Annotated in this window: 18 protein-coding genes; 10 read left to right on the top strand and 8 right to left on the bottom strand. The window is 56.2% G+C overall.

Annotated elements, in window-relative coordinates:
- The first annotated feature begins 158 nt into the window (after nt 1-158).
- Nucleotides 159-1,634 carry a glucose-6-phosphate dehydrogenase gene (zwf, locus tag BM029_RS05035; RefSeq protein WP_092433210.1) on the top strand — a complete coding sequence of 492 codons (1,476 nt, stop codon included), beginning with the start codon at nt 159-161 and terminating at the stop codon, nt 1,632-1,634.
- A gap of 111 nt (nt 1,635-1,745) precedes the next feature.
- A complete protein-coding gene (locus tag BM029_RS05040; RefSeq protein ID WP_092433211.1) occupies nt 1,746-3,731 on the top strand; it encodes a glucokinase in 1,986 nt (661 codons plus the stop codon).
- 173 nt (nt 3,732-3,904) lie between these two features.
- On the opposite strand, the gene BM029_RS05045 is transcribed toward BM029_RS05040, so the two are convergent.
- The 7 genes from BM029_RS05045 to pgi all read right to left on the bottom strand — a co-directional run bounded on the left by BM029_RS05045 (nt 3,905) and on the right by pgi (nt 12,679).
- Nucleotides 3,905-4,432, bottom strand: coding sequence for a cytochrome b (locus BM029_RS05045; protein ID WP_092433212.1), 528 nt, complete (start codon nt 4,430-4,432; stop codon nt 3,905-3,907).
- Nucleotides 4,433-4,699: 267 nt separating this feature from the next.
- Nucleotides 4,700-5,812 (bottom strand): porin, encoded by a 1,113-nt coding sequence (locus BM029_RS05050; RefSeq protein WP_092433215.1) that lies wholly within the window; start codon nt 5,810-5,812, stop codon nt 4,700-4,702.
- A gap of 403 nt (nt 5,813-6,215) precedes the next feature.
- Nucleotides 6,216-7,193 carry a carbohydrate kinase family protein gene (locus tag BM029_RS05055; RefSeq protein WP_092433217.1) on the bottom strand — a complete coding sequence of 326 codons (978 nt, stop codon included), beginning with the start codon at nt 7,191-7,193 and terminating at the stop codon, nt 6,216-6,218.
- Between the two features lie 76 nt (nt 7,194-7,269).
- On the bottom strand, nt 7,270-8,490 hold the full coding sequence (locus BM029_RS05060) for an AGE family epimerase/isomerase (RefSeq protein ID WP_092433219.1): 1,221 nt from the start codon (nt 8,488-8,490) through the stop codon (nt 7,270-7,272).
- 65 nt (nt 8,491-8,555) lie between these two features.
- Nucleotides 8,556-9,410, bottom strand: a complete 855-nt coding sequence (locus BM029_RS05065) for an SIS domain-containing protein (protein ID WP_092352881.1) — start codon at nt 9,408-9,410, stop codon at nt 8,556-8,558.
- 23 nt (nt 9,411-9,433) lie between these two features.
- Nucleotides 9,434-10,906 carry a glucose-6-phosphate dehydrogenase gene (gene zwf / locus BM029_RS05070; RefSeq protein ID WP_092433224.1) on the bottom strand — a complete coding sequence of 491 codons (1,473 nt, stop codon included), beginning with the start codon at nt 10,904-10,906 and terminating at the stop codon, nt 9,434-9,436.
- 102 nt (nt 10,907-11,008) lie between these two features.
- Complete coding sequence (pgi, locus tag BM029_RS05075; RefSeq protein ID WP_092433228.1) at nt 11,009-12,679, bottom strand: glucose-6-phosphate isomerase; 1,671 nt, start codon at nt 12,677-12,679, stop codon at nt 11,009-11,011.
- Between the two features lie 312 nt (nt 12,680-12,991).
- Between pgi and edd the strand changes: the two genes are divergently transcribed.
- From edd to BM029_RS05110, 7 genes are all read left to right on the top strand, one after another.
- Nucleotides 12,992-14,872, top strand: a complete 1,881-nt coding sequence (gene edd / locus BM029_RS05080; RefSeq protein WP_092433229.1) for a phosphogluconate dehydratase — start codon at nt 12,992-12,994, stop codon at nt 14,870-14,872.
- Nucleotides 14,869-15,525, top strand: coding sequence for a bifunctional 4-hydroxy-2-oxoglutarate aldolase/2-dehydro-3-deoxy-phosphogluconate aldolase (locus BM029_RS05085; protein WP_092415851.1), 657 nt, complete (start codon nt 14,869-14,871; stop codon nt 15,523-15,525). Before edd ends, BM029_RS05085 begins: the two co-directional genes overlap by 4 nt.
- A 522-nt stretch (nt 15,526-16,047) precedes the next feature.
- Nucleotides 16,048-16,740 carry an ABC transporter permease gene (locus tag BM029_RS05090; RefSeq protein WP_092433270.1) on the top strand — a complete coding sequence of 231 codons (693 nt, stop codon included), beginning with the start codon at nt 16,048-16,050 and terminating at the stop codon, nt 16,738-16,740.
- Nucleotides 16,741-16,769: 29 nt separating this feature from the next.
- A complete protein-coding gene (locus BM029_RS05095; protein WP_092433271.1) occupies nt 16,770-17,675 on the top strand; it encodes a glycine betaine ABC transporter substrate-binding protein in 906 nt (301 codons plus the stop codon).
- 9 nt (nt 17,676-17,684) lie between these two features.
- Nucleotides 17,685-18,338 (top strand): ABC transporter permease, encoded by a 654-nt coding sequence (locus tag BM029_RS05100; protein WP_092433231.1) that lies wholly within the window; start codon nt 17,685-17,687, stop codon nt 18,336-18,338.
- Nucleotides 18,335-19,465, top strand: coding sequence for an osmoprotectant ABC transporter ATP-binding protein OsmV (locus BM029_RS05105; RefSeq protein ID WP_092433232.1), 1,131 nt, complete (start codon nt 18,335-18,337; stop codon nt 19,463-19,465). The genes BM029_RS05100 and BM029_RS05105 overlap by 4 nt, the downstream gene beginning before the upstream one ends.
- Before the next feature lie 167 nt (nt 19,466-19,632).
- Nucleotides 19,633-20,493, top strand: a complete 861-nt coding sequence (locus tag BM029_RS05110) for a DMT family transporter (RefSeq protein ID WP_092433233.1) — start codon at nt 19,633-19,635, stop codon at nt 20,491-20,493.
- Nucleotides 20,494-20,769: 276 nt separating this feature from the next.
- On the opposite strand, the gene BM029_RS05115 is transcribed toward BM029_RS05110, so the two are convergent.
- The gene (locus tag BM029_RS05115; protein WP_092433234.1) at nt 20,770-22,179 is read right to left on the bottom strand and encodes a DEAD/DEAH box helicase; all 1,410 of its coding nucleotides are present in this window, start codon (nt 22,177-22,179) and stop codon (nt 20,770-20,772) included.
- A gap of 506 nt (nt 22,180-22,685) precedes the next feature.
- Here BM029_RS05115 and BM029_RS05120 point away from each other — a divergent pair.
- Nucleotides 22,686-23,219 carry an OmpA family protein gene (locus BM029_RS05120; RefSeq protein ID WP_092433236.1) on the top strand — a complete coding sequence of 178 codons (534 nt, stop codon included), beginning with the start codon at nt 22,686-22,688 and terminating at the stop codon, nt 23,217-23,219.
- Nucleotides 23,220-23,364 lie beyond the last annotated feature (145 nt).

Here is a 23,364-nt window from a genome sequence, read left to right on the forward strand (position 1 = left end):
TTCGCTGCCCATGTGTATCATGTCAAAAACTAGTAAAACTACATGCGATCTTGAATTTTCCTGCAAATATACCTGAATTACTCTTTTCGTCGCTTGTAATTGTAGTAATGCTACATTAATATTGCAATATAAGTTTTTTATTTATTACAAAAATTTTGATGCAACCACATATTCCTTTTACTTTTACGCTTTTCGGAGCGACCGGCGACTTATCCATGCGGAAGATTCTTCCCGCGTTGTTTGTTGCCCATCGGGAAGGGAAGTTGCATCAAGACGGCCGCATCATCTGTGTCGCCAAGCAGGATTTCAGCCAGGAGGATTACCTGGCCTGGGTCAGCAAGAGCGCTATCCCCTATGTGAAAAGCGGGCTGGCAGGTGTGCAGGACGAGGCGCACTGGCAGAGTTTTCTGGCGCGCATCACTTATCTGCCGCTGGATCTGCTGGACCGCGCCGGTTATCAGTTGCTGGCAAAGACGCTGGCAGCCAGCAAAGCGGTGTCGGTGTTTTATCTGGCGACTTCGCCGTCGTTGTTCGAGCCGATCTGCGCCAATCTTGCCGCCAGCGATATCGATCTGTCGCAGGCGCGGCTGGTGCTGGAGAAGCCGCTTGGCCATGATTTGCTGTCCTCGCGGGCGATCAACGATGCGGTAGCCCGCGTGTTTGCCGAAGACCAGATTTATCGTATAGATCATTACCTGGGCAAGGAGGCGGTGCAAAACCTGTTGGCTTTGCGTTTTGCTAACTCTTTGTTTGAACCGCTGTGGCGACGCGAGTCGGTAGCGCACGTGCAACTGACGATTGCCGAGCAGTTGGGCGTTGAGGGCCGCGGTGAGTTCTATGACGCTACCGGCGCCATGCGCGACATGGTGCAAAACCATTTACTGCAATTATTGTGCATGGTGGCGATGGAGCCGCCGACGTCGCTGGATGCGGATGCAGTGCGTGATGAAAAATTACGGGTATTGCGCGCATTGAAGCCGTTTTCGCAGGAAGACATGGAGCTTAAAGCGGTGCGCGGCCAGTATGTGTCGGGCGCAGTCGACGGACAATCGGTTGCTGGTTATCAGCAGGAACCAGGGGTCGCCGCCCAATCGCATACGGAAACCTTCGTCGCGCTGCATGCAGAGATCAATAACTGGCGTTGGGCCGGGGTGCCGTTCTTCTTGCGCACTGGCAAACGTCTGGCGCAGCGCACGGCAGAAATCGTGATCACCTTCCGGCCTATCCCGCACGCCATTTTGCCGATGCCAGGCGGGCAGGCCGGGGGCAGCAGCAACCGCCTGGTGATCCGCCTGCAGCCGGACGAATCGATTCAACTGCATTGCCTGGCGAAACAGCCTGGCGATGGCATGACGGTACAGCCGGTAGCGCTTGACCTGGCGTTCGACCAGGCGTTCAAGCAGCGCCGGGCGGAAGCGTATGAGCGCTTGTTGCTGGATGCAATTCGTGGAAATTTGTCTTTGTTCGTGCGGCGCGACGAACAAGAGGCAGCCTGGCGCTGGGTCGAGCCGCTGCTGCATCACTGGCAAAGCAGTTCATCCCAGCCTAAACCTTATATGGCAGGCAGTTGGGGACCGACAGCGTCGTTTGCGATGATGGCGCGTGCAGGGGCCCAGTGGCCGGAAGATCGTTGAGTTGCCTGATTGAAAAATTTGAGACGTGCGGAAAAGCGTGACAAAGCGTGTAAAAAATCGCTACCGCACATCCTACTAACAGTATTAGCATTTAAGTGAAAGTTTTACACCATGTCTTCATCCACGATCATGAGCGCTAGCGAGAATTCGGCAACTAGCTATCTGGATGGTCCCCGCCTGCTGGCAGATGTCGGCGGCACCAATGCGCGCTTCGGGTTAGAGCGTGCGCCGGGCCAGATCGATACGATTCAGACCTTGCGCTGTGCTGACTACGCCGAATTTGCGCTGGCGGTCGAGGCGTACCTGGCTGCAAACGTGCCTGTCAGCGCACGTTTGCAAGTGCGGCATGCGGCGATCGCGATAGCCAACCCGGTGCAGGGCGACGACATCAAGATGACCAATCATCATTGGGAATTTTCGATTGAAAATACGCGCCGCCGCCTGAATCTGGATACGCTGCTGGTGGTCAATGATTTCACCGCGCTGTCGATGTCGTTGCCGCATCTGGAGCAATCGCATTGCATTCAGGTTGGCGGTGGCCGGGCGTTGAGTGGCGGTGTGATCGGCCTGGTTGGCGCCGGTACCGGACTGGGCGTAGGCGGTTTGATTCCTACGGAAGGACGCTGGATTGCATTGGGCAGCGAAGGCGGCCATGTCACATTCGCCCCCGGCGATGCGCGCGAGGCGGCTGTGCTGGCCTATTGCTGGCGTACTTATTCGCACGTTTCTGCCGAGCGCCTGGTTTCCGGCCCCGGTATCGAGATGATTTACCATGCCTTGGCCGACTTGCAAGGAATCGTCAAGGCTGAGCCCTTGCATACCGCGCAGATCGTCGAGCGCGCACTGCAAGGCGGGGATCCCTTGTGCATGGAAGTAGTGGAATGTTTTTGTGCGATGCTGGGCACGGTAGCGGGCGACGTCGCAGTGACTTTGGGTACGCTGGGCGGCTTGTATATCGGCGGCGGCGTGGTGCCGCGCTTGGGCGATTATTTCGCACGTTCACCGTTTCGCGCGCGTTTCGAAAGCAAAGGGCGCTTCAGTAGTTACCTGGCCAAAGTCCCGACCTTTGTCATTACTGCGCCTTATCCAGCCTTCGTTGGGGTTGCAGCTATCCTTTCCGAGCATCTCGGTGGCGGCAACGCCGTACCTATCCTGGAAAAAATCCGTAAAGCGCGCGATCAGTTTTCACCCGCCGAGCAAAAGGTTGCGAGCCTGATCCTGGCCCATCCACGCGCCGTAATGAGCGAACCGATTTCAGAAATCGCCCGGCGTGCCGATGTCAGCCAGCCGACGGTGATTCGCTTTTGCCGCACCATGGGTTGCCAGGGCCTGGCTGATTTCAAGCTGAAGCTGGCCTCGGGTGTCACTGGCACGGTACCGGTTGCGCACAGTCAGGTTCACGTCGGCGATTCGTCGCTGGATGTCGGCGTCAAGGTGGTCGATAACACAATTTCAGCGATGATGGAAGTGCGCGACAACCTCAACGCCGATACCCTGTCGCGGGTGATCGAAGCCTTGAGCCAGGCCAGCCGTATCGAATTCTACGGCTTCGGCAGCTGTGGCCTGGTAGCGGAAGACGCACAGCAAAAATTCTTCCGCCTGGGGATTCCATCCTCGGCCTATACCGATCCGCAGTTGCAGGAAGTTTCTGCCGCCATGCTGAAAAGCAGCGACGTCGTAGTGGTGATTTCCAATTCCGGACGTTTGCGCCATCTGGCGCCGGCAGTCGAGGTTGCAGTGCATTCCGGCGCCACCATCATCGCCCTGGCCCCAAGCAATTCGCAATTGGCCAAGCGCGCGCATTACACTCTGGCGGTCGAGCACGACGAAAGCAGCATGATGCATATTCCGATGGTTTCGCGGATTTTGCTGTTGTTATTGATCGACGTGCTGGCCGTGGGAGTATCGCTCAATCGTTCCAGTCCGTTTGCTGAATTGCAGCGGCAAGCCAAGCGCGGCATCCTGACGCATATCGCTTCGTTGGGCGAATCGGCCAGCGACAAGATGACTGCCGAGGGTGATGGCAAGCCGGTACAATCGGCGCGTACCGATCAGGAGGTGACCTTGTCGCCGAATGTGATTTCACATATCAAGTAATCAAGTAATTAAGTAATTAAGTAATTAAGTAATTAAGTAATTAAGTAATTAAGTAATTAAGTAATTAAGTAATTAAGTAGTAACTTGTACTTGCATTTCTACTTGCACAGCTGCTTATTTTTTCTCAAAAAATAAGCAGCGCAACGCATCAACGCCACTGCATCTTTCCCCTTCTAGATAATCCGTCGCAAGGTATTGTCGCGCTTTACGAAGTGATGCCACAGTGCGGCCAGGGCGTGCAAACCGATTACCCAATAAAAGACGTTGCCTAGGGTTTCGTGGATGTCTTTCACTGTCTTGGCCAGATCATGGTCTGGGCCGATCACCGTAAGCGAGCCCAGTCCGGGCAGGTTGACCGGATGGCCGCCGAGGTTGACGGTCAGGATGCCGAGTATGGGTTGGGCGATGATGAATATGTATAACACCAGATGCGATGCTTTTAACAGCAATTGCAAGATGGGCAGATCTGCCTCATGTGGGGGTGGCGAGCGATAGCTGCGCCAGGCAACCCGGACGATAGAAAGCATCAGCACGCTAAAGCCAGCCCAGAAGTGGGTGGCGGTCCAGAAAATGCGTGAGGCGCTACCTTTGGGGCCGCGTATTTCGATCGCCAGATAGGCCAGGGCCACCAATACGAAAATAGCCCAGTGCAGCAGGATGGCCGGCCGTGAATATCGTTCTTGGGGAGAGAGTGGTTGCATTGGCTTTTTGCTTGGGTGGGTTCTGGTCTGGCGATTCTGTCATAGGGGCGGCGTAAAAACAATGCTGCTTCAGGTTGCTGGCTTGTAAATAGTGTTGCAAATGCCGCGCCCATAAAAAATGCCCATTCGCACGCGAATGGGCAAAATCTGGGAGTTACCCAGGGACGTCTTTCACTAATGCCGCTCACGCGGCAAGCACCACAGTAGTACTAGCAAGGTCAATCGACGCGCCGAGCTCAAGCGGCGCGCCCATCGATGCTTGCTGTCTTAGAACGAGTGGCTGATACCAGTGTAGAACGTGTTTTGGTTCTGTCCAGTCAAGCCGGTGCTGTCGCCGGTTTGAACTTGGAAGTCGGTGTTCGAACCATTGCGGATAGTACCGATGCTCGCGTACAGCAGAGTCCGTTTGGACAGGCTGTAGTTGGTGCCCAGCATGAACAGATTTGCGCTACCGACGTCGTGGTTAAGCTTGACGTGATAAGCCGCGCCGATCAGTGTCAGAGCAGGGGTCAGCTGGTAGTTGGCGCCGAGCCAGAACTGATTGGCTTTGTTAGCTGCGCCAATGCCGCTAGTTGTCAGAACCTGCGCTGGAGCCGACAGGTTTTGCCAGCCGGCGTACAGTTTTGCAGCACCGAAGGTTACGTTGCCGCCGACAGTGATTTCCTTGGAACGCGAGAACAAGCTGTCGTAAGTGCCGTTTTCGTCATGTGCCGTATCGTACATTGCCAGCAATTCGTAAGTAGGCTGTACAAAACCAACTGCGATACCGGTGCTGTTACCGATTCCTGAACCAGCTGGTCCACGTGTGGTCGAGCCTGCAGCTTCGCCGGCGCCGTACATCAGGTGCACGTAGAGACCGCCCATGTCTGGCGTGATGTACTGAATCTGGTTGCTGGTTTGTGGCCAGTTACGACCTTTGAACAAGGTCGAAGTACTCATGTTCTGTTGTCCGGTAGGATCGATGCTCCATACCTTGTCGCTTGGCAGAGCCAGATCGCGACCGATTTTCACGGTACCGAAGCCACCGTTCAAGCCAACTGTCGAACGACGATTAAACAGGCCGGTGCCGTTGAAGCGGCCGGTGTCGGCTTGGAAGCCGCTTTCTAACGTGAACATCGCTTTCAGGCCGCCACCCAGATCTTCGGTGCCCTTGAAACCGATCATGCTGGTACCCCATTCATTACCGCCGACGCCCCATTGGCCGCCACGGACGGTATTGCCATTTGCATCTTTGCCCACTTGATTGCTTTGGTAGTTGATGCCAGCATCGACGCGACCATAGATGATTACATTGGTTTGCGCTTGTGCCTGGCCAGCGAATGCGCAAGCCAGAAGTGCGGCGATCGCGAGTGGCTTGGCTTTCAGAACGGATTTTCTCATTTCATCTCCTAAGTAAAAATGTGGCGTTGACCACTGCTTTCCGAGTCTTCTGTAGCTCGAAATTCTTGAATCGGACTTTGGTTATTGCGGGTACCAGCGTTCAGTACTTTGCGTTCAATTAATGCCGACTGCTTTGTTGTTAAGGATGGTAAACCGATTTATGAAATTTTTGTTTTATTTGTGTAGTTTTACTATATTTCTGTTGCTAATTTACAGCACTAGCAGAATTTTCATGCGCGTAACGCATAGTTGTGGCAGCTGACAGGTCTATTAAGAATGTCCCTAATTGCAGTTTTTTGTATTTGTTTTCTTGTGGAAATTTTTTAATCTGTATTTTTACTACAAGTAATTTTGATACATTTGACTGCAATCAGGATGGCTCCCTAGGGGATATGCCGCAATTCTAGTTTTTTTCCAGCAATGCACGTACTTGTGCCAGTTGCGGTGGTTTGGCGCCGGCATTCAGACAGGCGGCAGAGCCGCAGGCGACGGAGAATCGCAGATGCTGCAGCCAGTCCGGCGTCGCAGGCTGGCTGGATGAGGCTGACGTTGCAGCGGAGGCGGTCTCTTGTATTAGCGAGAAGATCAGGCCGGCGATACCGGCGTCGCCGGCGCCTACCGTGTCCACCACGGTGATTGGCGGCGGCGCCACTTGCCAATACTGATCGCCGGCATGGATCGCCGCGCCTTGCGAGCCTAAGGTCAGCAACACGGTGGCATCAGGATTGAAGCCACGTAGCGTCGCCAGGGCGGCCTCGGTGTCGTCGGTGCGGAACAGGCCGGCCAGGTCTTCATCCGAGACTTTGATAACGTCCGCCAGCTGCGCCATTTTTTTCAGCACAGAATCGTAACGCTGGTCCATCACGTTGCGGAAATTCGGGTCGTAGCTGATTTTTACGCCGCGGCCATGCAGATCCTCGGCCAGTTCGATCAGACGTTCCGCCAGCGGCGAACGGGTCAGGCTGATACCGCCGAAGTGCACCCATGACGCTGCCTGCTGCCAGCCGCCAGGCAGCGCAGCGGGATCGAAGGAGAGGTCGGCACTGTTGTCGCCGATGAAATTGTATTGTGGCGGTGTGGTTTCATAAACCACGGCCAGCAGGGGTGAGCGCGCGGAGCGCTGCAGGAAGCGCAGATCGAGATCGGCGGCCTGGCTGGCTGCGTACAACTCATCGCCGAACCAGTCCTGGCTGATAGCCCCCGCGAAAGCCGAGGAAACGCCCAGGCTGGCAGCGGCGCGGGCCACATTCCAGGTCGAGCCTCCGGTCTTGCTCAGCCATTGGTCGGCGCCGACCCGTATCAAATCGGTGAGTGCTTCGCCAGCGCTGATGAATTGAGGGAACGGTCGGACAGGGTGGGCAGATCGGGTTGTTTCAGACATGACAGCATCCAGGCAATGTGTTTGATACGTTTAATGTGAAGGTAGCTTATTTAAACCTGACTTGTTCAAGCGTAACTTATTCAAGCGGGCTGCCGACAGCCGTCAGCGATTCCAGATACGCGCCCATAGGGTGGTAGAAATCGGTTTTGCCGTGCGGCGGTTTTTCGGGGCCGTAGCGTCGGTTGTCTTGCCGCAGGATGCGATACCAGCCGCCGCGTTCCTGATCGATCAAATGGGTGCTGCTGTATTCCCACAATTTGTTGTAGCTGTCCCAATAAGCCTGGTCGCCGCTGCATGCTGCCAGCAGCGCTGCGGTGGCTAACGATTCTGCCTGTACCCAGAAATACTTGTCGCCGTCACAGACCGTGCCATCTGGCGCCAGCCCATACACCAGCCCACCGGATTGCTGATCCCAGGCGGCCGGCATGGTGACATCGAACAGTGCCCGGGCGCGCGGCAGCAACCAGTCGGCGCCGCCCTGCAAATGGGTGCGATGACGTTCCAGCAGCAATAGCAACTTCGACCACTCGGTCATGTGGCCGGGCTGGAAGCCCCACGGGCGGAACATGTTGCTGCTGTCGTGGCGGTTGTATTCCCAGTCGACACTCCAGTCGGCGTGGTAATGTTCCCAGATCCAGCCATCGGCCAGCGCCGCCTGGCGCTCTGTGATGTTGTGGGCCAGCAGTTCAGCGCGATGCAAATAGCGTTTTTCGCCAGTTGCTTCAAATGCAGCGATCAGCGCCTCGCAGCTGTGCATGTTGGCGTTCTGTCCACGGTAAGACGATACAACGCCATCGGGCGTAGCTTCGTCGGCGTACAAACCGTCGGCTTCCGACCAGAACAGCTTTTCCATCAATTCAAAGGTAGCGCCGATACCGGCGGCTGCTTCGTCGATGCCGATGCGCAGCGCGTGGGCATGCGCCAGCAGTACGAATGCCAGGCCATAGCAATGCTGGGTGCGATCGACGGCGACATGGTTTTCCAGCACCCAGGCATAGCCGCCGTAAGATGGCTGCCAATGCCGTTCCTGTAAAAAGCGCAAGCCATGCCGCGCCGCTGCGCGATATTCTTCCTTGCCGTCGAGGCGCCAGGCCAGGGCGTAGCAAAACACCATCCGGCTGCTGTTGACCAGATGCCGGCTGGCGCCATCGTAGACGCTGCCGTCGTCGCTCAGGTAATGGAAAAATCCGCCTGTGGGATCAATCGCGCGCGGATGGAAGAAGGCGATGTCGCGTCGCATCCTGTCGCGCAGGAATTCAGGATCACGATAGTTGGTGAGGGAAGAAGTTGGTCTCATGTCGGTATTTTTTATAGGTATGTCTGTGCCGGCCAAGGAAAAATGAGGGAGGCTATGTCACTACGTCAACGGAAAAATGAATCGAACTGCATGTCGAACTGCTGCAAGGCTTTCTGCGCGTTCTGCATTTTCTTGCGGAATTCAGGGCCGCGCTTGAGCGCCAGCCCGACTGCCAGGATATCGATCACCACCAGGTGCGCCAGGCGCGCCGAGATGGGCGTGTAGGGATCGGTATTGAAACTCAGGTCGATCGGCACCAGCACCGTGGCCAGTTCTGCCAGCGGGGTACCGCTGGGGCCAAGCACGATGATATCCGCGCCGCCTTTTCTCGCCAGCTGGACGCTGCGCAACAAGGCCGCATTGCCGCCGCGCTGCGAGATGGCGACCACTGCGTCGCCCGGCTGCAACAACGAAGCTGCGATGCTGTGGATGTGCGGATCGGAGTAGGCGACGGTAGGGACACCGGAGCGGAAAAACTTGTGCTGTGCGTCCGCGGCGACGATACCCGAAGTGCCTTGGCCATAGAACTCGATCTTGTTCGCCTTGAGCAAGACGTCGAGCGCTCGCTGGATCGCATCGGCGCTTAAATGGTTGCGCAGATCGAGCAGGGTGTTAATCGAGCGGCTGCAAATCTTGTTGACCAGATCGGCGGCGATATCGTCTTGCGCCAGCATTTCGTTGGCGCCTGGCAGGGCCACAGCCAGGCTTTGCGCCAGCTTCAGCTTGAAATCATGCCAGCCCTCGTAACCGATGGCACGGCAAAAACGCACAACTGTCGGTTCCGATACTTGCGCGTTCTTTGCCAGGGCGGTGATGTTTTCCGCCAGCGCCAGTTGCGGATTGTCGAGAATGGTCAACGCGACTTTTTTCTCCGACTTCGACAGCAAGTCGATCTGAGTCTTGATCGCATCCAGTAGCATCGTCATTCGAGATCCTGACCCGGTTACAGTTCTGGTAGCGATTCTTCACGCCATTGCAAGCCGTCGCGTGCAATCAGGGCGCTGGCCGCTGCCGGGCCCCAGGTGCCGGCAGTGTAAGGAATCGGATCGTCTTCTTCCTGATCCCAGAATTCCAGGATCGGTTCTACCCATTCCCATGCCGCTTCCAGTTCGTCGCTGCGCATGAATAGTGTCAACTGGCCGCGCAAGACGTCCAGCAGCAATCGTTCGTAGGCTTCCATGCGCGGCGATTTGAAGCTCTCGCGGAAATTCAGTTCCAGCTCAACCGGTTTCAAACGCATGCCGTCACCGGGGGTCTTGGCCATCAGGTTCAGGGTCAGGCCTTCATCCGGTTGCAAGCGGATGACCAGGCAGTTCGGCTCGAAGCTGCTGTTCGGTTGGGCAAAAATCGAATGCGGAATAGTCTTGAAGCGAATCACGATTTCCGCCAGCGAATCGGCCATGCGTTTGCCGGTACGCAGGTAAAACGGTACGCCGGCCCAGCGCCAGGTGTCGACTTCAGCCTTCAGTGCCACAAAGGTTTCAGTGCGCGACTGCGGATTAGCGTCAGCCTCTTTGCGATAACCAGGTACGGCGACGCCTTCAACATGGCCGGAGCGATACTGTCCACGCACCACGTTGTGCGCCAGCGTAGTCGGCGTGAAGCGCTTTAGCGAACGCAGTACTTTGAGCTTTTCATCACGTACGGCATCCGGAGTAATCGATACCGGCGGCTCCATGGCGACGATACATAACAGTTGCAACAGGTGATTTTGCAGCATGTCACGCAAAGCGCCAGAAGTTTCGTAGTAGCCCATGCGGTTACCGACGCCGAGTTGTTCGGCGATGGTGATCTGTACATCGGAAATCCATTCCCGGCGCCACAGCGGCTCGAACAACACATTGCCGAAGCGTAGCGCCAGCAGGTTTTGCACGGTCTCTTTACCGAGATAGTGATCGATACGGAAAATCTGCGATTCGGCAAAGACCTGGCCGACTTCGGCATTGATCTGCTTGGCGCTGGCGAGGTCACGGCCTAAAGGTTTTTCCAATACCACGCGTGAGTTGGAAGTGGCGAGGCCGCTGGCAGCCAGGTTCTTGCAGATTTTCGAGAACAGGCTAGGCGGCGTCGCCAGGTAAAACACATTGGTAACCGCGTGGTCAGGCCGCATGGCTTCGACCAGGGCTTGGTAGGAGGCCGCATCGGTGGCGTCCATGCCAACGTACTTGATGCGCTTGCAAAAACGCTGCCAGACGGTGGTATCGAAGCTCTCCTTGCTGACGTGCGGCTTGGCATCCCGCTCTACGTGCTTGATGAAATCTTCGTCGCTGCTGTCATGCCGTCCGATGCACAGGATGCGTGCATCCGGAGGAAGATCGTTAGCGCGGTCGCGCGCATACATTGCCGGCAGCAGCTTACGCATTGCCAGGTCGCCGGTGCCGCCAAAGATTGCCAAATCAAATTCTGCAAGAGCCATGATAAGTGAGACCTATAAATTACTACCGCTAGTGAGATGAGAGACAGAGGCCGGATGGACGTGCATCGCACATTTTCATCCAGCCAGGAAAATATAACCTGATCAGGATAATGCTGTACGCGCCATCGCAATCAAGCCGTTAGTCGAACTGTCGTGACCTTGGGGGGCAGGAGCAGCGGTTAGTTCGTTCAAGATATTGCTTGCCAAAACCTTGCCCAGTTCGACACCCCATTGATCGAAACTGTTGACGTCCCAGATAACGCCCTGGACGAATACCTTATGCTCGTACAAGGCGATCAACGCGCCGAGGTTGGCGGGAGTCAGTGCATCCATCAAGATGGTGTTGCTGGGACGATTGCCAGGGAAGGTGCGATGCGGCAGCAAGGCGGCGATCTGTTCCGGCGGCATGCCTTTGGCTTGCATTTCAGCTTGTACTTCGTCCGCATGCTTGCCACGCATCAGCGCTTCCGACTGGGCGAAGCAGTTAGCCAGTAGTGCGGCTTGATGGCCGGGTAAATTATGGCTGGCGTTCAACGTTGCAATGAAATCGACCGGCGTAATGTCGGTGCCCTGATGCAGTAATTGAAAGTAAGCGTGCTGGCCGTTAGTGCCGACATTGCCCCAGATAATCGGGCAGGTGGCAGCATCAACCGCACGGCCGTCGAGGGTGACGCGCTTGCCGTTGCTTTCCATTTCCAGTTGCTGCAGATAGGACGGGAAATTTCCCAGATCCTGATGGTAAGGCGCTATCGAGACGGAGCGGTAATCGAAGAAATTGCGGTACCAGACGCCCAGCAATGCCAGGATAACGGGCATGTTCTGTTCCAGCGGCGCGCTTTGGAAGTGCTGGTCCATGGCATGTGCGCCGGCCAGGAATTCGCTGAACTGGTCGAAGCCGACCGCCAGTGCTACCGACAAGCCGATTGACGACCACACTGAATAACGGCCGCCGACCCAATCCCAGAACGGGAACATATTGGCGGCATCGATGCCGAACGCTGTGACACCCTCGACATTGGTGGAGACCGCAACGAAGTGCTTGCGTAGATCGGACTCTTGCGCGCCGGTCGCATTCTGCAAAAACCAGTTGCGCGCGGAGTGCGCGTTCATCATGGTTTCTGCTGTTGTGAAGGTTTTCGAGGCAATTACGAATAACGTGGTTTGCGGATCGACTTGCTGCAGCACGGCATCAAGATCGTCGCCGTCGACGTTGGAGACGAAATGCAGACGCAGGTCGGCTCGTTGATAGGGACGTAGCGCCTGGCATACCATCTTGGGGCCGAGATCGGAGCCGCCGATGCCGATATTAACGATATCCGTGATCGGCTTGCCGCTGTAGCCGAGCCATGCTCCGGAACGTAGTGCGGTGGTGAATGTCTGAATTCTCTGCAGGACAGCATGGACGTCGGCGCTGATGTCTTGGCCGTCAAGTTCCAGCGCAGGCAGGCGTGGCGCCCGCAGGGCTGTGTGCAGTACGGCACGGTGTTCGGTGGTATTGATTTTTGCGCCGGCAAACATCGCCTGGCGTTGCGTTTCGACTTTGCGTTCGCGGGCAAGGGCAAACAAATGCGCCATGGTCTCCGACGTTACATTGTTTTTTGCATAATCCAGGAATAAGCCAGCCGCCTTGAGCGAGAACTGTTCAAAGCGCGACGAGGCGGGTGGGGCAGACGGAGCGGCAAACAGTTCGCGCAACGATAAATCTTTGACTGCTGCGTAATGTGCATGCAAGGCTTGGAAGCTGGCGGTAGTATTAAGCGCTGGTTGTGGCATATCCGGAGTCTTTATTGTAGGTCGGGAATTTATACGACTATACAACGTTGCTGGTAATTTCACTACAAATTATTTTGTAATATACCTGTCTGGAGTTGTTTGGCACTTTCTCGCAGCCACGTGGCCGGCCGTTTTCTCCAGACAATCGTGAGAATTTGTCGTATGGCTAATAGTGCAATGGCCCGGGTAGGGCTTGCCTGCTTCAAAAATACAGTTATGAGCAGGTAATGATGATAAAAAGGACGATGGGTTAGCGTTGCTGCATTATTTTGTAGTAAAATTTCAAATCTCTACTGTTTCAAGGATCAAATCATGTCTGTTCAAGCCAGCGTCGCCAAAGTCACCGAACGTATCGTTGCCCGCAGCCAGCCCTATCGCAGCGCCTATCTGGCGCGCCTGGAACACGCGCGCCGTCAGGATGTGCAGCGTGGAGCGCTGTCATGTACCAATCTTGCACACGGCTTTGCCGCGTTTCCAACCAATGACAAGTTGAGACTGAAACAGGATAAAAGTTCATCGATTGCGATCGTATCGTCGTATAACGACATGTTGTCGGCACATCAACCGTTCGAGCGCTTTCCGCAAATTATCAAGGATGCAGTCCACGCTGCCGGCGGTGTCGCCCAGTTTGCAGGCGGTACGCCAGCGATGTGCGACGGTGTAACGCAAGGTCAGCCGGGGATGGAGTTGTCCTTGTTCTCGCGCGATGCGATTGCGATGGCGACGGCGATTGCACTGTCGCACAACATGTTCGACGCTGCGGTGTATCTCGGCATCTGCGACAAGATCGTGCCGGGCCTGTTGATCGGCGCCTTGCATTTCGGCCATTTGCCGGCGGTGTTCATCCCCGGCGGACCGATGACCAGCGGCATGAGCAATAAAGAGAAGGTGAAGATTCGCCAGCTCTACGCTGAAGGAAAAATCGGCCGCGCTGAATTGCTGGAAGCCGAATCGCAGTCCTATCACAGCGCCGGCACCTGCACTTTCTACGGCACGGCCAACAGCAATCAGATGCTGATGGAGGCGCTCGGCTTGCATCTGCCGGGCTCTGCATTCATCACCCCGAATACACCGCTGCGCGATGCCCTGACTGCCGAGGCGGCGCGCCAGGCTTTGAAGATCACCGACCGCGGCAATCAGTACCTGCCGGTTGGCCATGTGGTCAGCGAGAAGAGTATCGTCAACGCCATCGTCACGTTGCTGGCGACCGGCGGTTCCACCAACCACACCCTGCATCTGGTGGCGATTGCCAAGGCTGCCGGAATTGTCATCGACTGGAACGATTTCGACGCGCTGTCCGCTGTTGTACCGCTGGTTACCCGGATTTATCCGAATGGCGATGCCGACGTCAATCATTTCCACGCTGCCGGCGGCACCGGTTTCGTAATTCGTGAATTGCTGGATGCGGGCCTGATGCATGAAGATGTCAAAACCATCCTCGGCGACAGCCTGCGCGCGCATTGCGCCGAGCCATTCCTTGAAGGTGAGTCAGTCGTGTTCAAGCCGGCGCCGGCATTGAGCGGCGATGACTCGGTATTGCGGACTGCAACCGCGCCATTTTCTGCCGACGGCGGCTTGCGCCTGCTGACCGGTAACCTGGGGCGTTCAGTCATCAAGATTTCCGCAGTGAAGAAAGAGCATTGGGTAGTGCAGGCGCCGGCGGTTGTGTTCCATTCGCAAGAAGCATTCATGAAGGCGTTCCGAGCCGGCGAACTGGATCGCGATTTTATCGCGGTGCTGAGTCATCAAGGCCCGCGTGCCAACGGCATGCCGGAATTGCACGCACTGACGCCAGCGCTGGGTATTTTGCAGGATGCCGGCCGCCATGTGGCCCTGGTCACGGATGGCCGCATGTCGGGCGCCTCTGGCAAGGTGCCGGCGGCAATCCACGTGACGCCGGAAGTCCTGGCCGGCGGTCCGCTGGGCCTGGTGCGGACCGGCGACATGATCCGCATGGATGCCGAGCAGGGTATACTGGAAGCCTTGGTACCTGCCGAAGAGTGGGCGCAGCGCCAGCCACTGGCGACCGACTTGTCAGCCAATCACGTTGGCATGGGCCGCGAACTGTTTGCGATGTTCCGCAACACAGTCAGCGCGGCTGAAGAGGGCGCCACCAGCTTTGGCTTGCCGCCTGTTTTGCATAGCACCGAATCCGCCGATCATTCTGAACAACCACAGAAAGCAACGATATGACATCCACAAATCTCCTTTACGGCAACGAACTGTTAGACATCATGCGTGCATCGCCGGTGATTCCGGTGATTGCGATTGACGACATCGAGCATGCGGTACCTCTGGCCAAAGCCTTGGTTGCCGGCGGGATTCGCGTACTTGAAGTGACTTTGCGCACGGTACATGGTTTGCCGGCAATCCGGGCCATCGCCGAGCAAGTGCCGGGTGCGATTGTCGGCGTCGGCACCTTGACCCAGGCGGATGAGTTCGTGGCGGCCCGCGATGCGGGTGCGGTGTTCGGCGTTTCGCCAGGTTTGACGCCAGCTTTGATCGCCGCCGCCAAATCAAGCGGCCTGCCTTTGCTGCCAGGCGTGATGACGCCATCCGAAGTAATGGCTGCGCGTGAAGCCGGTTTTCGCCAGTTGAAGCTGTTCCCGGCAGTGCCGGCGGGCGGTATCGGCATGTTGAATGCGATTGCCGGTCCTTTGGGCGACGTCACCTTTTGCCCGACTGGCGGCATTTCGCTGGATAGCGCGCCGGATTTCCTGGCCTGCAAAAACGTTGCGTGCGTCGGTGGTTCCTGGCTGACGCCGAAGGAACTGTTGAAGTCTGGCGACTGGGCGCGCATTACCGCACTGGCCGCGGCTGCCAGCAAGTTGCGCAAGGCGCTCTAAGTATCTCCCTCCCGAGAACCTCGCCATGGTTAGTCAACCATGGCGAGGTTCTCGACAAGTTGTATTCGCTTCCCATCTCCCCAAGTTTTTATTGCTATAAAAATCATATTTTCCCAGCGTTTATTGGATAAATCCTGCGTTATCCGGATCTTAAGACATTCCGGTAATAGCTTTCGCCAATCCCATTACTGGACGTCATCAAGGGAATTTGCTATAATGGCAAACTCTCAACAACATGGTGCTGCCTCAACGGCACATTTTTGGGTTTCGTGACTCGCGTCAGCGGGTTGTCTCACGCTTCGGCAACGCCGGAGTTTCATCAAAGTCGAGAAAGTTCTCGCATTCTTTGCCGCCCCATGCGGCAGTCGGCTTGTTCAATGTCCTCCCCGCGGGAAGACCGGACGAGATCATAAAAAATTGAAGTTGTATGTCGCGCTGACAGGTTCCGGCTATGCCTATGCGGTTCCGTGCCGCCGCTGCATATGCAAGGGAGTAAACATGACGAATCGCTATCGCAACGCCATGGTTGGCGCAGCCATCACTATTTTGGTCGTGGCTGCCATTGGCTGGTCGATCGGCCCTGCGGTCATTCATCAGTATCAGGGAGACTTGATTTATTACACCGGCCGTCATCTGGTGTTGGTTGGATGGTCGCTGACGCTGTCGCTGCTGTGCGGCATTCCTGCCGGCATCCTGCTGAGCCGGCCATATTTCGCGCGGCACGCCGAGAAGTGGATGCAAATCTTCAATATCGGCAACACCATCCCCTCCATGGCCGTGCTGGCGCTGGCGCTGGCCTTGTTTGGCATCGGCGACAAGCCGGCCATCATCGCCTTGTGGCTGGCAGCGCTGCTGCCTATCGTACGCAATACCTATGAAGGCTTGAAGCAGGTATCGCCATCCATGAAGGAGGCGGCCAAGGGCATCGGCATGAAGCCGCTGCAGGTATTGTTCCGGGTCGAACTGCCGAATGCGCTGCCGATCATCGTCGGCGGCGTGCGTACCGCATTGGCGATCATTGTCGGCACCGCGCCGTTGTCGATCCTGATTGGCGGCGAAAGCCTGGGCGGCCTGATTTTTCCAGGTATCTATCTGAACAACCACGGGCAATTGCTGCTGGGCGCCACCGCCACCGCAGTGCTGGCGTTGATGCTGGATGCGATCGTCTCGCTGGGCAGCAATGCCTACCTGAGCAAACGCGGGCTGTTGCGCTGATGCCTGCCTATTCTGAAAAGGGAACATACATGAGTAATCTACGTATAAATGCGTTGCTGGTTTTTGCGCTTGGCCTGTTCGGCATGGCGCAAGCGAGCGCGGCCAATCTGGTGGTTGGCGGCAAGAACTTTACCGAGCAACTGATTCTGTCGTCCATGACGCAGCAATATCTGAACGCCAAGGGTTACACGGCCGATCTGAAGAACGGCCTCGGCACCACCATCATGCGGCAGGCGCTGGAAAGCGGACAGATCGATATCGTCTGGGACTACACCGGCACTGCCTTGATCGTGTACAACAAGATAGATGAAAAGCTGGACCAGGACCAATCCTATCAACGCGTCAAGGCATTGGACGCACCCAGGAACCTGGTCTGGCTCAATCCGTCTGCATTGAACAATACCTACGCGTTGGCGGTACCACAGAAGCGCGCCGATGAAGAGGGTTTGAATACCATCGAAGACCTGGCGAACAAAATCAATCAGGCGCAGCAACAAGATCCCGATAAAAAATATCTGATGGGCGTCGATTTCGAGTTTGCTTCGCGCCCCGACGGCCTGGCGCCGCTGCAAGCGCTGTATGGCTTCAACCTGGACCGAAGCGAGGTCAAGCAGATGGATGCGGGCCTGGTGTATACCGCCTTGAATAACGACCAGTTGAATGTCGGCCTGACCTATTCGTCAGACGGCCGGGTCCAGGGCTTTAATCTGAAGCTGCTGCAGGATAACAAAGGCTTCTTCCCCTTTTACAGTGCGGTGCCGATAGTGCGCAAGGAAATCCTGGACGCCAACCCGCAGCTCGCCGAACAGCTGAACGCGCTGTCAGCCAGGATCGATACCGCCAAGATGACAGAGATGAATAAAAAGGTCGATATCGATCAGTTGCCGATAGCCCAGGTTGCCGCAGATTTCCTGCGCGCCGAAGGCTTGATATAAGGAAGCCGCATGACATTCTTTAATTATCTGCTCAGCGCCTGGCCTGAAATCCTCCATCTCACCATCCAGCATCTGATGCTGGTGGGGGTTGCCGTCGGCCTGGCCATTTTGATCGGCGTACCGCTGGGGATTGTGATGATCCGCCATCGCTGGCTGGCCAGTCCGATGATGGGCCTGGCTACCGTGATCCTGACGCTGCCGTCGATCGCCTTGTTCGGTTTGATGATCCCGTTCTTTTCCCGCTTCGGCCAGGGACTCGGGCCGCTGCCTGCGATTACGGCGGTGTTCCTGTACTCCTTGCTGCCGATCATGCGTAACACCTACCTGGCGCTGGATGGCATCGACCACGGCATCAAGGAAGCCGGCATCGGCATCGGCATGACCTTCTGGCAGCGGCTGCGGCTGGTCGATTTGCCTTTGTCGGTACCGGTCATCCTCGGCGGCGTCCGTACCGCCGTGGTAATGAATATAGGCGTGATGGCCGTGGCAGCGATTATCGGCGCAGGCGGCTTGGGCGTCTTGATCCTGCATGCCATCAGCCAAAGCAATATGCAAAAACTGGTAGTCGGCGCGGTGCTGATCAGCTTGCTGGCGATTGTCGCCGACCTGCTGCTGCAAGTCCTGCAGCGGCTGCTTACACCGAAAGGAATGCAAAAATCATGATCCAACTCGACCAGCTAAGTAAAGTATTCACACAAAAAGACGGCAGCAAAGTCAAAGCCGTGGATGAGGTTAACCTGACGGTTGCCGAAGGCGAAATCTGTGTATTCCTGGGGCCTTCAGGCTGCGGTAAAACCACCACGCTGAAAATGATCAACCGCTTGATTGCACCGACTTCCGGGCGTGTGCAGCTGGATGGCGAAGATACCAGCGACCTCGATGAAGTCAGCTTGCGCCGCAAAATCGGCTATGTAATCCAGCAAGTGGGTTTGTTTCCCAACATGACCATTGAAGAAAATATTACCGTGGTGCCGCGCCTGCTTGGCTGGGACAAGAAACGTTGTCATGAGCGCGCGACCGAATTGATGGCGATGGTGGCGCTCGATCCCAAGCGTTTCCTGACGCGCTATCCACGTGAAATGTCGGGCGGCCAGCAGCAGCGCATCGGCGTGATCCGGGCGCTGGCGGCAGATCCGCCGGTGCTGTTGATGGATGAACCATTCGGCGCGGTAGATCCGATTAATCGTGAATCGATCCAGAATGAGTTTTTTCAGATGCAACGCCAGCTCAACAAGACCGTCATCATGGTCAGCCACGATATTGACGAGGCGATCAAGCTGGGCGACAAGATCGCGATTTTCCGCGCCGGCAAACTGGTGCAGGTAGATCATCCGGATACGTTGCTGGCACGTCCCAAGGATGAGTTCGTCGGCTCTTTCGTCGGCCAGGATGCTACCTTGAAGCGCCTGTTGCTGGTACGCGCCGGCGATGCCGCCGCCAACTCTGCGACGGTGCGAGAAGACGCCAGCATGGCGACCGCATACGGCGTGATGGATGAACACGATTACCGTTATGTGACAGTCACCAACGCCGACAATCATGCATTAGGTTATGTGGCAAGGCGCGATGCGCGTGGCGCGCAGGGTGCCTGCATCGACAAAATGAAGCCGTTTACCGTCAGTGCTGCGCCGGATGAAAATCTGCGCGTGGTGCTGTCCAAGATGTACAAGCACAGCACCAGCTGGATGCCGGTGATCGACCAGGACAATAGCTATCTGGGCGAAGTTACCCAGGATTCGATCGCCGACTATCTCAGTTCCGGCCGCACGCGGAGCAGGGTGGGCATGTAATTTCCAGTTCGTGCCAATGGGTGCCCACGGGCGCCCACGTGTGACCGGCAGGCGAAGACCTGACATACCATTTACAATGTACGGCTTTGCCACTAGGCATCATCATTCTGGCGCCGTCGTTCAAAATCTATGATCAGGTATTCAAGGTGTTCCCCCGGAGCTAGCGCATGACGGCTGGCGTGATTGCTTTGGTATTGTGCGCGGCACTGCTGCATGCCTCCTGGAACGCTATGCTGAAAAGCAGCGGCGATCGTTTATGGGCCATCACCTTGATGACCATAGGTTCAGCGGTAGCGGCTGTTCCCATTGTTCTCTGGGCGCCAATGCCGGCACCGGCCAGTTGGCCGTACATTCTGATGTCGGTGGCGCTGCATGCCGGCTACAACCTTTTTTTAGTCCGCGCTTACCGGGTTGGAGATTTCGGCCAGTCTTATCCGATTGCACGCGGCTCTTCGCCGTTGCTGGTGTCGCTTGGCGCGGCCTTTTTTGCCGGTGAGCAGCTGGGAACCTTGACGTTGGTTGGCGTGGCCTTGATTTCGGTCGGTATCGTCAGTCTGGCGCAGATCAAATTCAAACGAGGGAACAGCGTGGCCGGCAGCCGGCAGTGGGATGCGCCGTTGTCGGCGTTTACCACCGGCCTTTTCATTGCAGGTTATACCATCGTCGACGGACTCGGTTCACGCCTGGCCGGTAGTGCCGCATCCTATGCCGGCTGGATGTTTTTGCTGGACGGCATACCGCTACTGGTGATTTACCTGTCGATGCACGGCCGTCTGCAAATCGGATTGCGTGATCGCGCAACCTGGAATGCCCTGGGCGGCGGCGCAATGTCGCTGCTGGCTTACGGCATTGTGATTTGGGCGATTACACTGGCGCCGATGGGGCCGGTTTCGGCTTTGCGCGAGACTTCGGTATTGTTTGCGGCATTGATCGCCCGCATGTTCCTGGGGGAGGCGCTGACTGTGCGCAGACTATTGTCGTGCGCGGTGATTGCGTTGGGCGCGGTGATGCTGGGATGGTCGACTTGAAGCATTAATGCCTTCAATTTAACCGGTATGTGTAGGGTGTGGGCACGCCTTTGTGCCCACACGTTACCGTGATATCCGGAGAGCGGGCCCATGCGGTGCTTCAATAGGTGCATACGTGGTGTGAGTTCGCGCGTGGGCACAAAGGCGTGCCCACCCTACGACACTTCCGAAGTATTGCTTACGACGCGCCCAACAAAAAAGGCTGCTGGAAATTTCCAGCAGCCTTTTTATTTAATGCAAGCATTGCGAGGCGATCATCAAGATCGCCCGGTTTACTTAGCGGTCGCCAAACGAGCGACGTGCACCGCTGTCGTTCGAACGATTGCCTTTGTAGCCGCCGCCAGCGCCGCCTTCTTTACGCGGTGCGCCTGGCTTGCTGAAAGTACGGCCGCCTGGTTTAGCCGGGCCGCCGCGGTTGTCGCCTGGTTTCCAGCCGCCTGGTTTGTGGTTCGAGCGTGGAGCGGAAGCAGTACGCTTTGGTTCGAAACCTTCAACCACATCGACCGGGATCAATTGCTTGGTGAAACGTTCGATACGCTTGACGTTGACGCCTTCAGCGTGGTTCACCAGCGATACTGCAACACCGTTACGGCCAGCGCGACCGGTACGGCCGATACGATGGACGTAATCTTCCGGGAATTTCGGCAGATCGTAGTTGAATACGTGGGTGATGGCTGGTACGTCGATACCGCGAGCGGCAACGTCGGTAGCAACCAGAACACGCACTTGACCGCGACGCAGGCTGTCCAGGGTACGGTTACGCGCGCCTTGATGCATGTCGCCATGCAAAGCGGCAGCAGCGAAACCGGCGATGTTCAGACGGTCGGCGATAGTGTCGGCGTCACGCTTGGTGGCGGTAAATACAACCGCTTGGTCCATGGTGACGTCGCGCAGCAGGTGATCCAGCAGGCGATTCTTGTGCGACAGATCGTCGACGAAGTGAACCTTCTGTTGAATGTTTTCGTGCTTGGTGGCCGAACCGGCGATCTGGATGATCATCGGGTTCTTGGTGATGCGTTTTGCCATGTTACCGACAACGCCATCCAGCGTAGCCGAGAACAACATGGTTTGACGCGACTCAGGAGTAGCGTCAACGATTTTTTCGATGTCGTCGATGAAACCCATGTCGAGCATGCGGTCAGCTTCGTCCAGCACCAGGATTTGCAGTTGCGAGAAATCGATCTTGCCCGATTCCATATGGTCGATCAAACGGCCGGGAGTCGCGACCAGAATCTCAGGATTCTTGGCCAGCAATTGCATTTGCTTTGGATAAGGCATGCCGCCCAGGATCGAGATCGCCTTGATGCGCTTCATGTGCGAACCGTACTTGTCGGTAGCGGTAGTCACTTGCAAAGCCAGTTCGCGGGTCGGTGTCAATACCAGCATCTTTGGTTGTGCCGGCTTGAAACGTGGACGCTCGCCGCGTGCACGGGAGGCTTGCATTTCTTGATTAGGGGTCTTGCCAGCTGCATCCGGAGCAGCTTGTTGCTCCGAAGCGAATTTGTGGAGTGCCGGCAGCATGAATGCTGCAGTCTTGCCGGAGCCGGTTTGCGAGGAAACCAGCAGGTCACGGCCTTCGATAGCGGCAGGGACAGCTTGTTCTTGAACGCTTGTTGGTTTTGTGTAGCCAGCTTCGGTCAGTGCTTTGATAACGGACGTGTGGAGGCCTAGTGATTCAAAAGTCATTTTTTTCTTTCGTAAAGTGCAGCGTCATGAGCCACAAAAAATCGTACAAACAATCGATAACGATGAATGCGACGAATGCAGCGAACGCAAAAAAGCAACGCCAACCAACGAAATGACTAAGAAACAAATACAAAGAAATTTCGGCACAAAAGCTTTGCGCCGGGACGGTGTCAGGATCGACACACAAGGCGGGAGGGCTTTTACAATGCAATGTCCCGCAGAGATCAGGACACGCTTAGGCTTGCGCAGCTACTTATTGTTTTTACAGCGTAGGCGAAAATCGATATGATCAAAAATCAATCGGTATCCCGAAATCCACTGTCTGCGCTCGTTATTGCAACGCAGCACAAGATAATACAATACTTTTACATTCGATGCACCTTATTCATACGATTGCTGTGAATTAGGCCCCGATTTGAGGCTGTACCGTTGCTTATGGTGCATTTTGGGGTTTTGCATATTCAGATACAATCGATTAATTGCAATTCAACAACAGGAGCAGTCATATGGATAATAACGATAGCGAACAAAAGGCAGCATTGGGAATTGTATGGGCCATCGTTGGTGCGGTAGTGGTGTCAGTATTGCTGGTAGCAAGCTATTTCGGGATCACTGCGGGCAAGGGTGGCAATACGGCAACTGGCACCGTGTCGGCGCCAGCTGCCGGAGCGGGGCAAGTTGCCGCAGCTCCTGCCGCCGCTTCTGCTGACACCTCAACTGCAGCCGTGCCAGCCGTTGTGAAGATTTTCTTTGAAACAGGTAAATCGGAAGCGCCCGCCAGTGCCGCTACTGATGTCGCGGCGATTGTGGTTTACCTGAAAGCCAACCAGGCTGCCACGGTTGCCGTCTCCGGCTATCACGATGCCAGCGGCAACGCGGATGTGAACGCCGAAGTGTCGAAAGAGCGGGCTAAAGCGGTGCGTGCGGTGCTGGTTGCTGCCGGCGTGGAAGAGGCACGTGTGATTTTTGATAAACCACAAGTCTCTCTGGGTGGCAACGATGCCGATGCGCGCCGGGTTGAGGTGACGGTTCATCAATAAGCACCATTCATTCCATTCCCCCAATAAAAAACGCCCGGTTATACCGGGCGTCAGGTTGCTGACGAACCCACCATTTTTTGGTGGGTTTTATTTTTTGTGGTTTGAATTGGGTCGCGCCTCTAAAAAAACAGGCAATCGGCAGAAG

It is taken from the genome of Collimonas sp. OK607 (genome assembly GCF_900111995.1).
In the GTDB taxonomy this organism is placed as follows: Bacteria; Pseudomonadota; Gammaproteobacteria; order Burkholderiales; family Burkholderiaceae_D; genus Collimonas.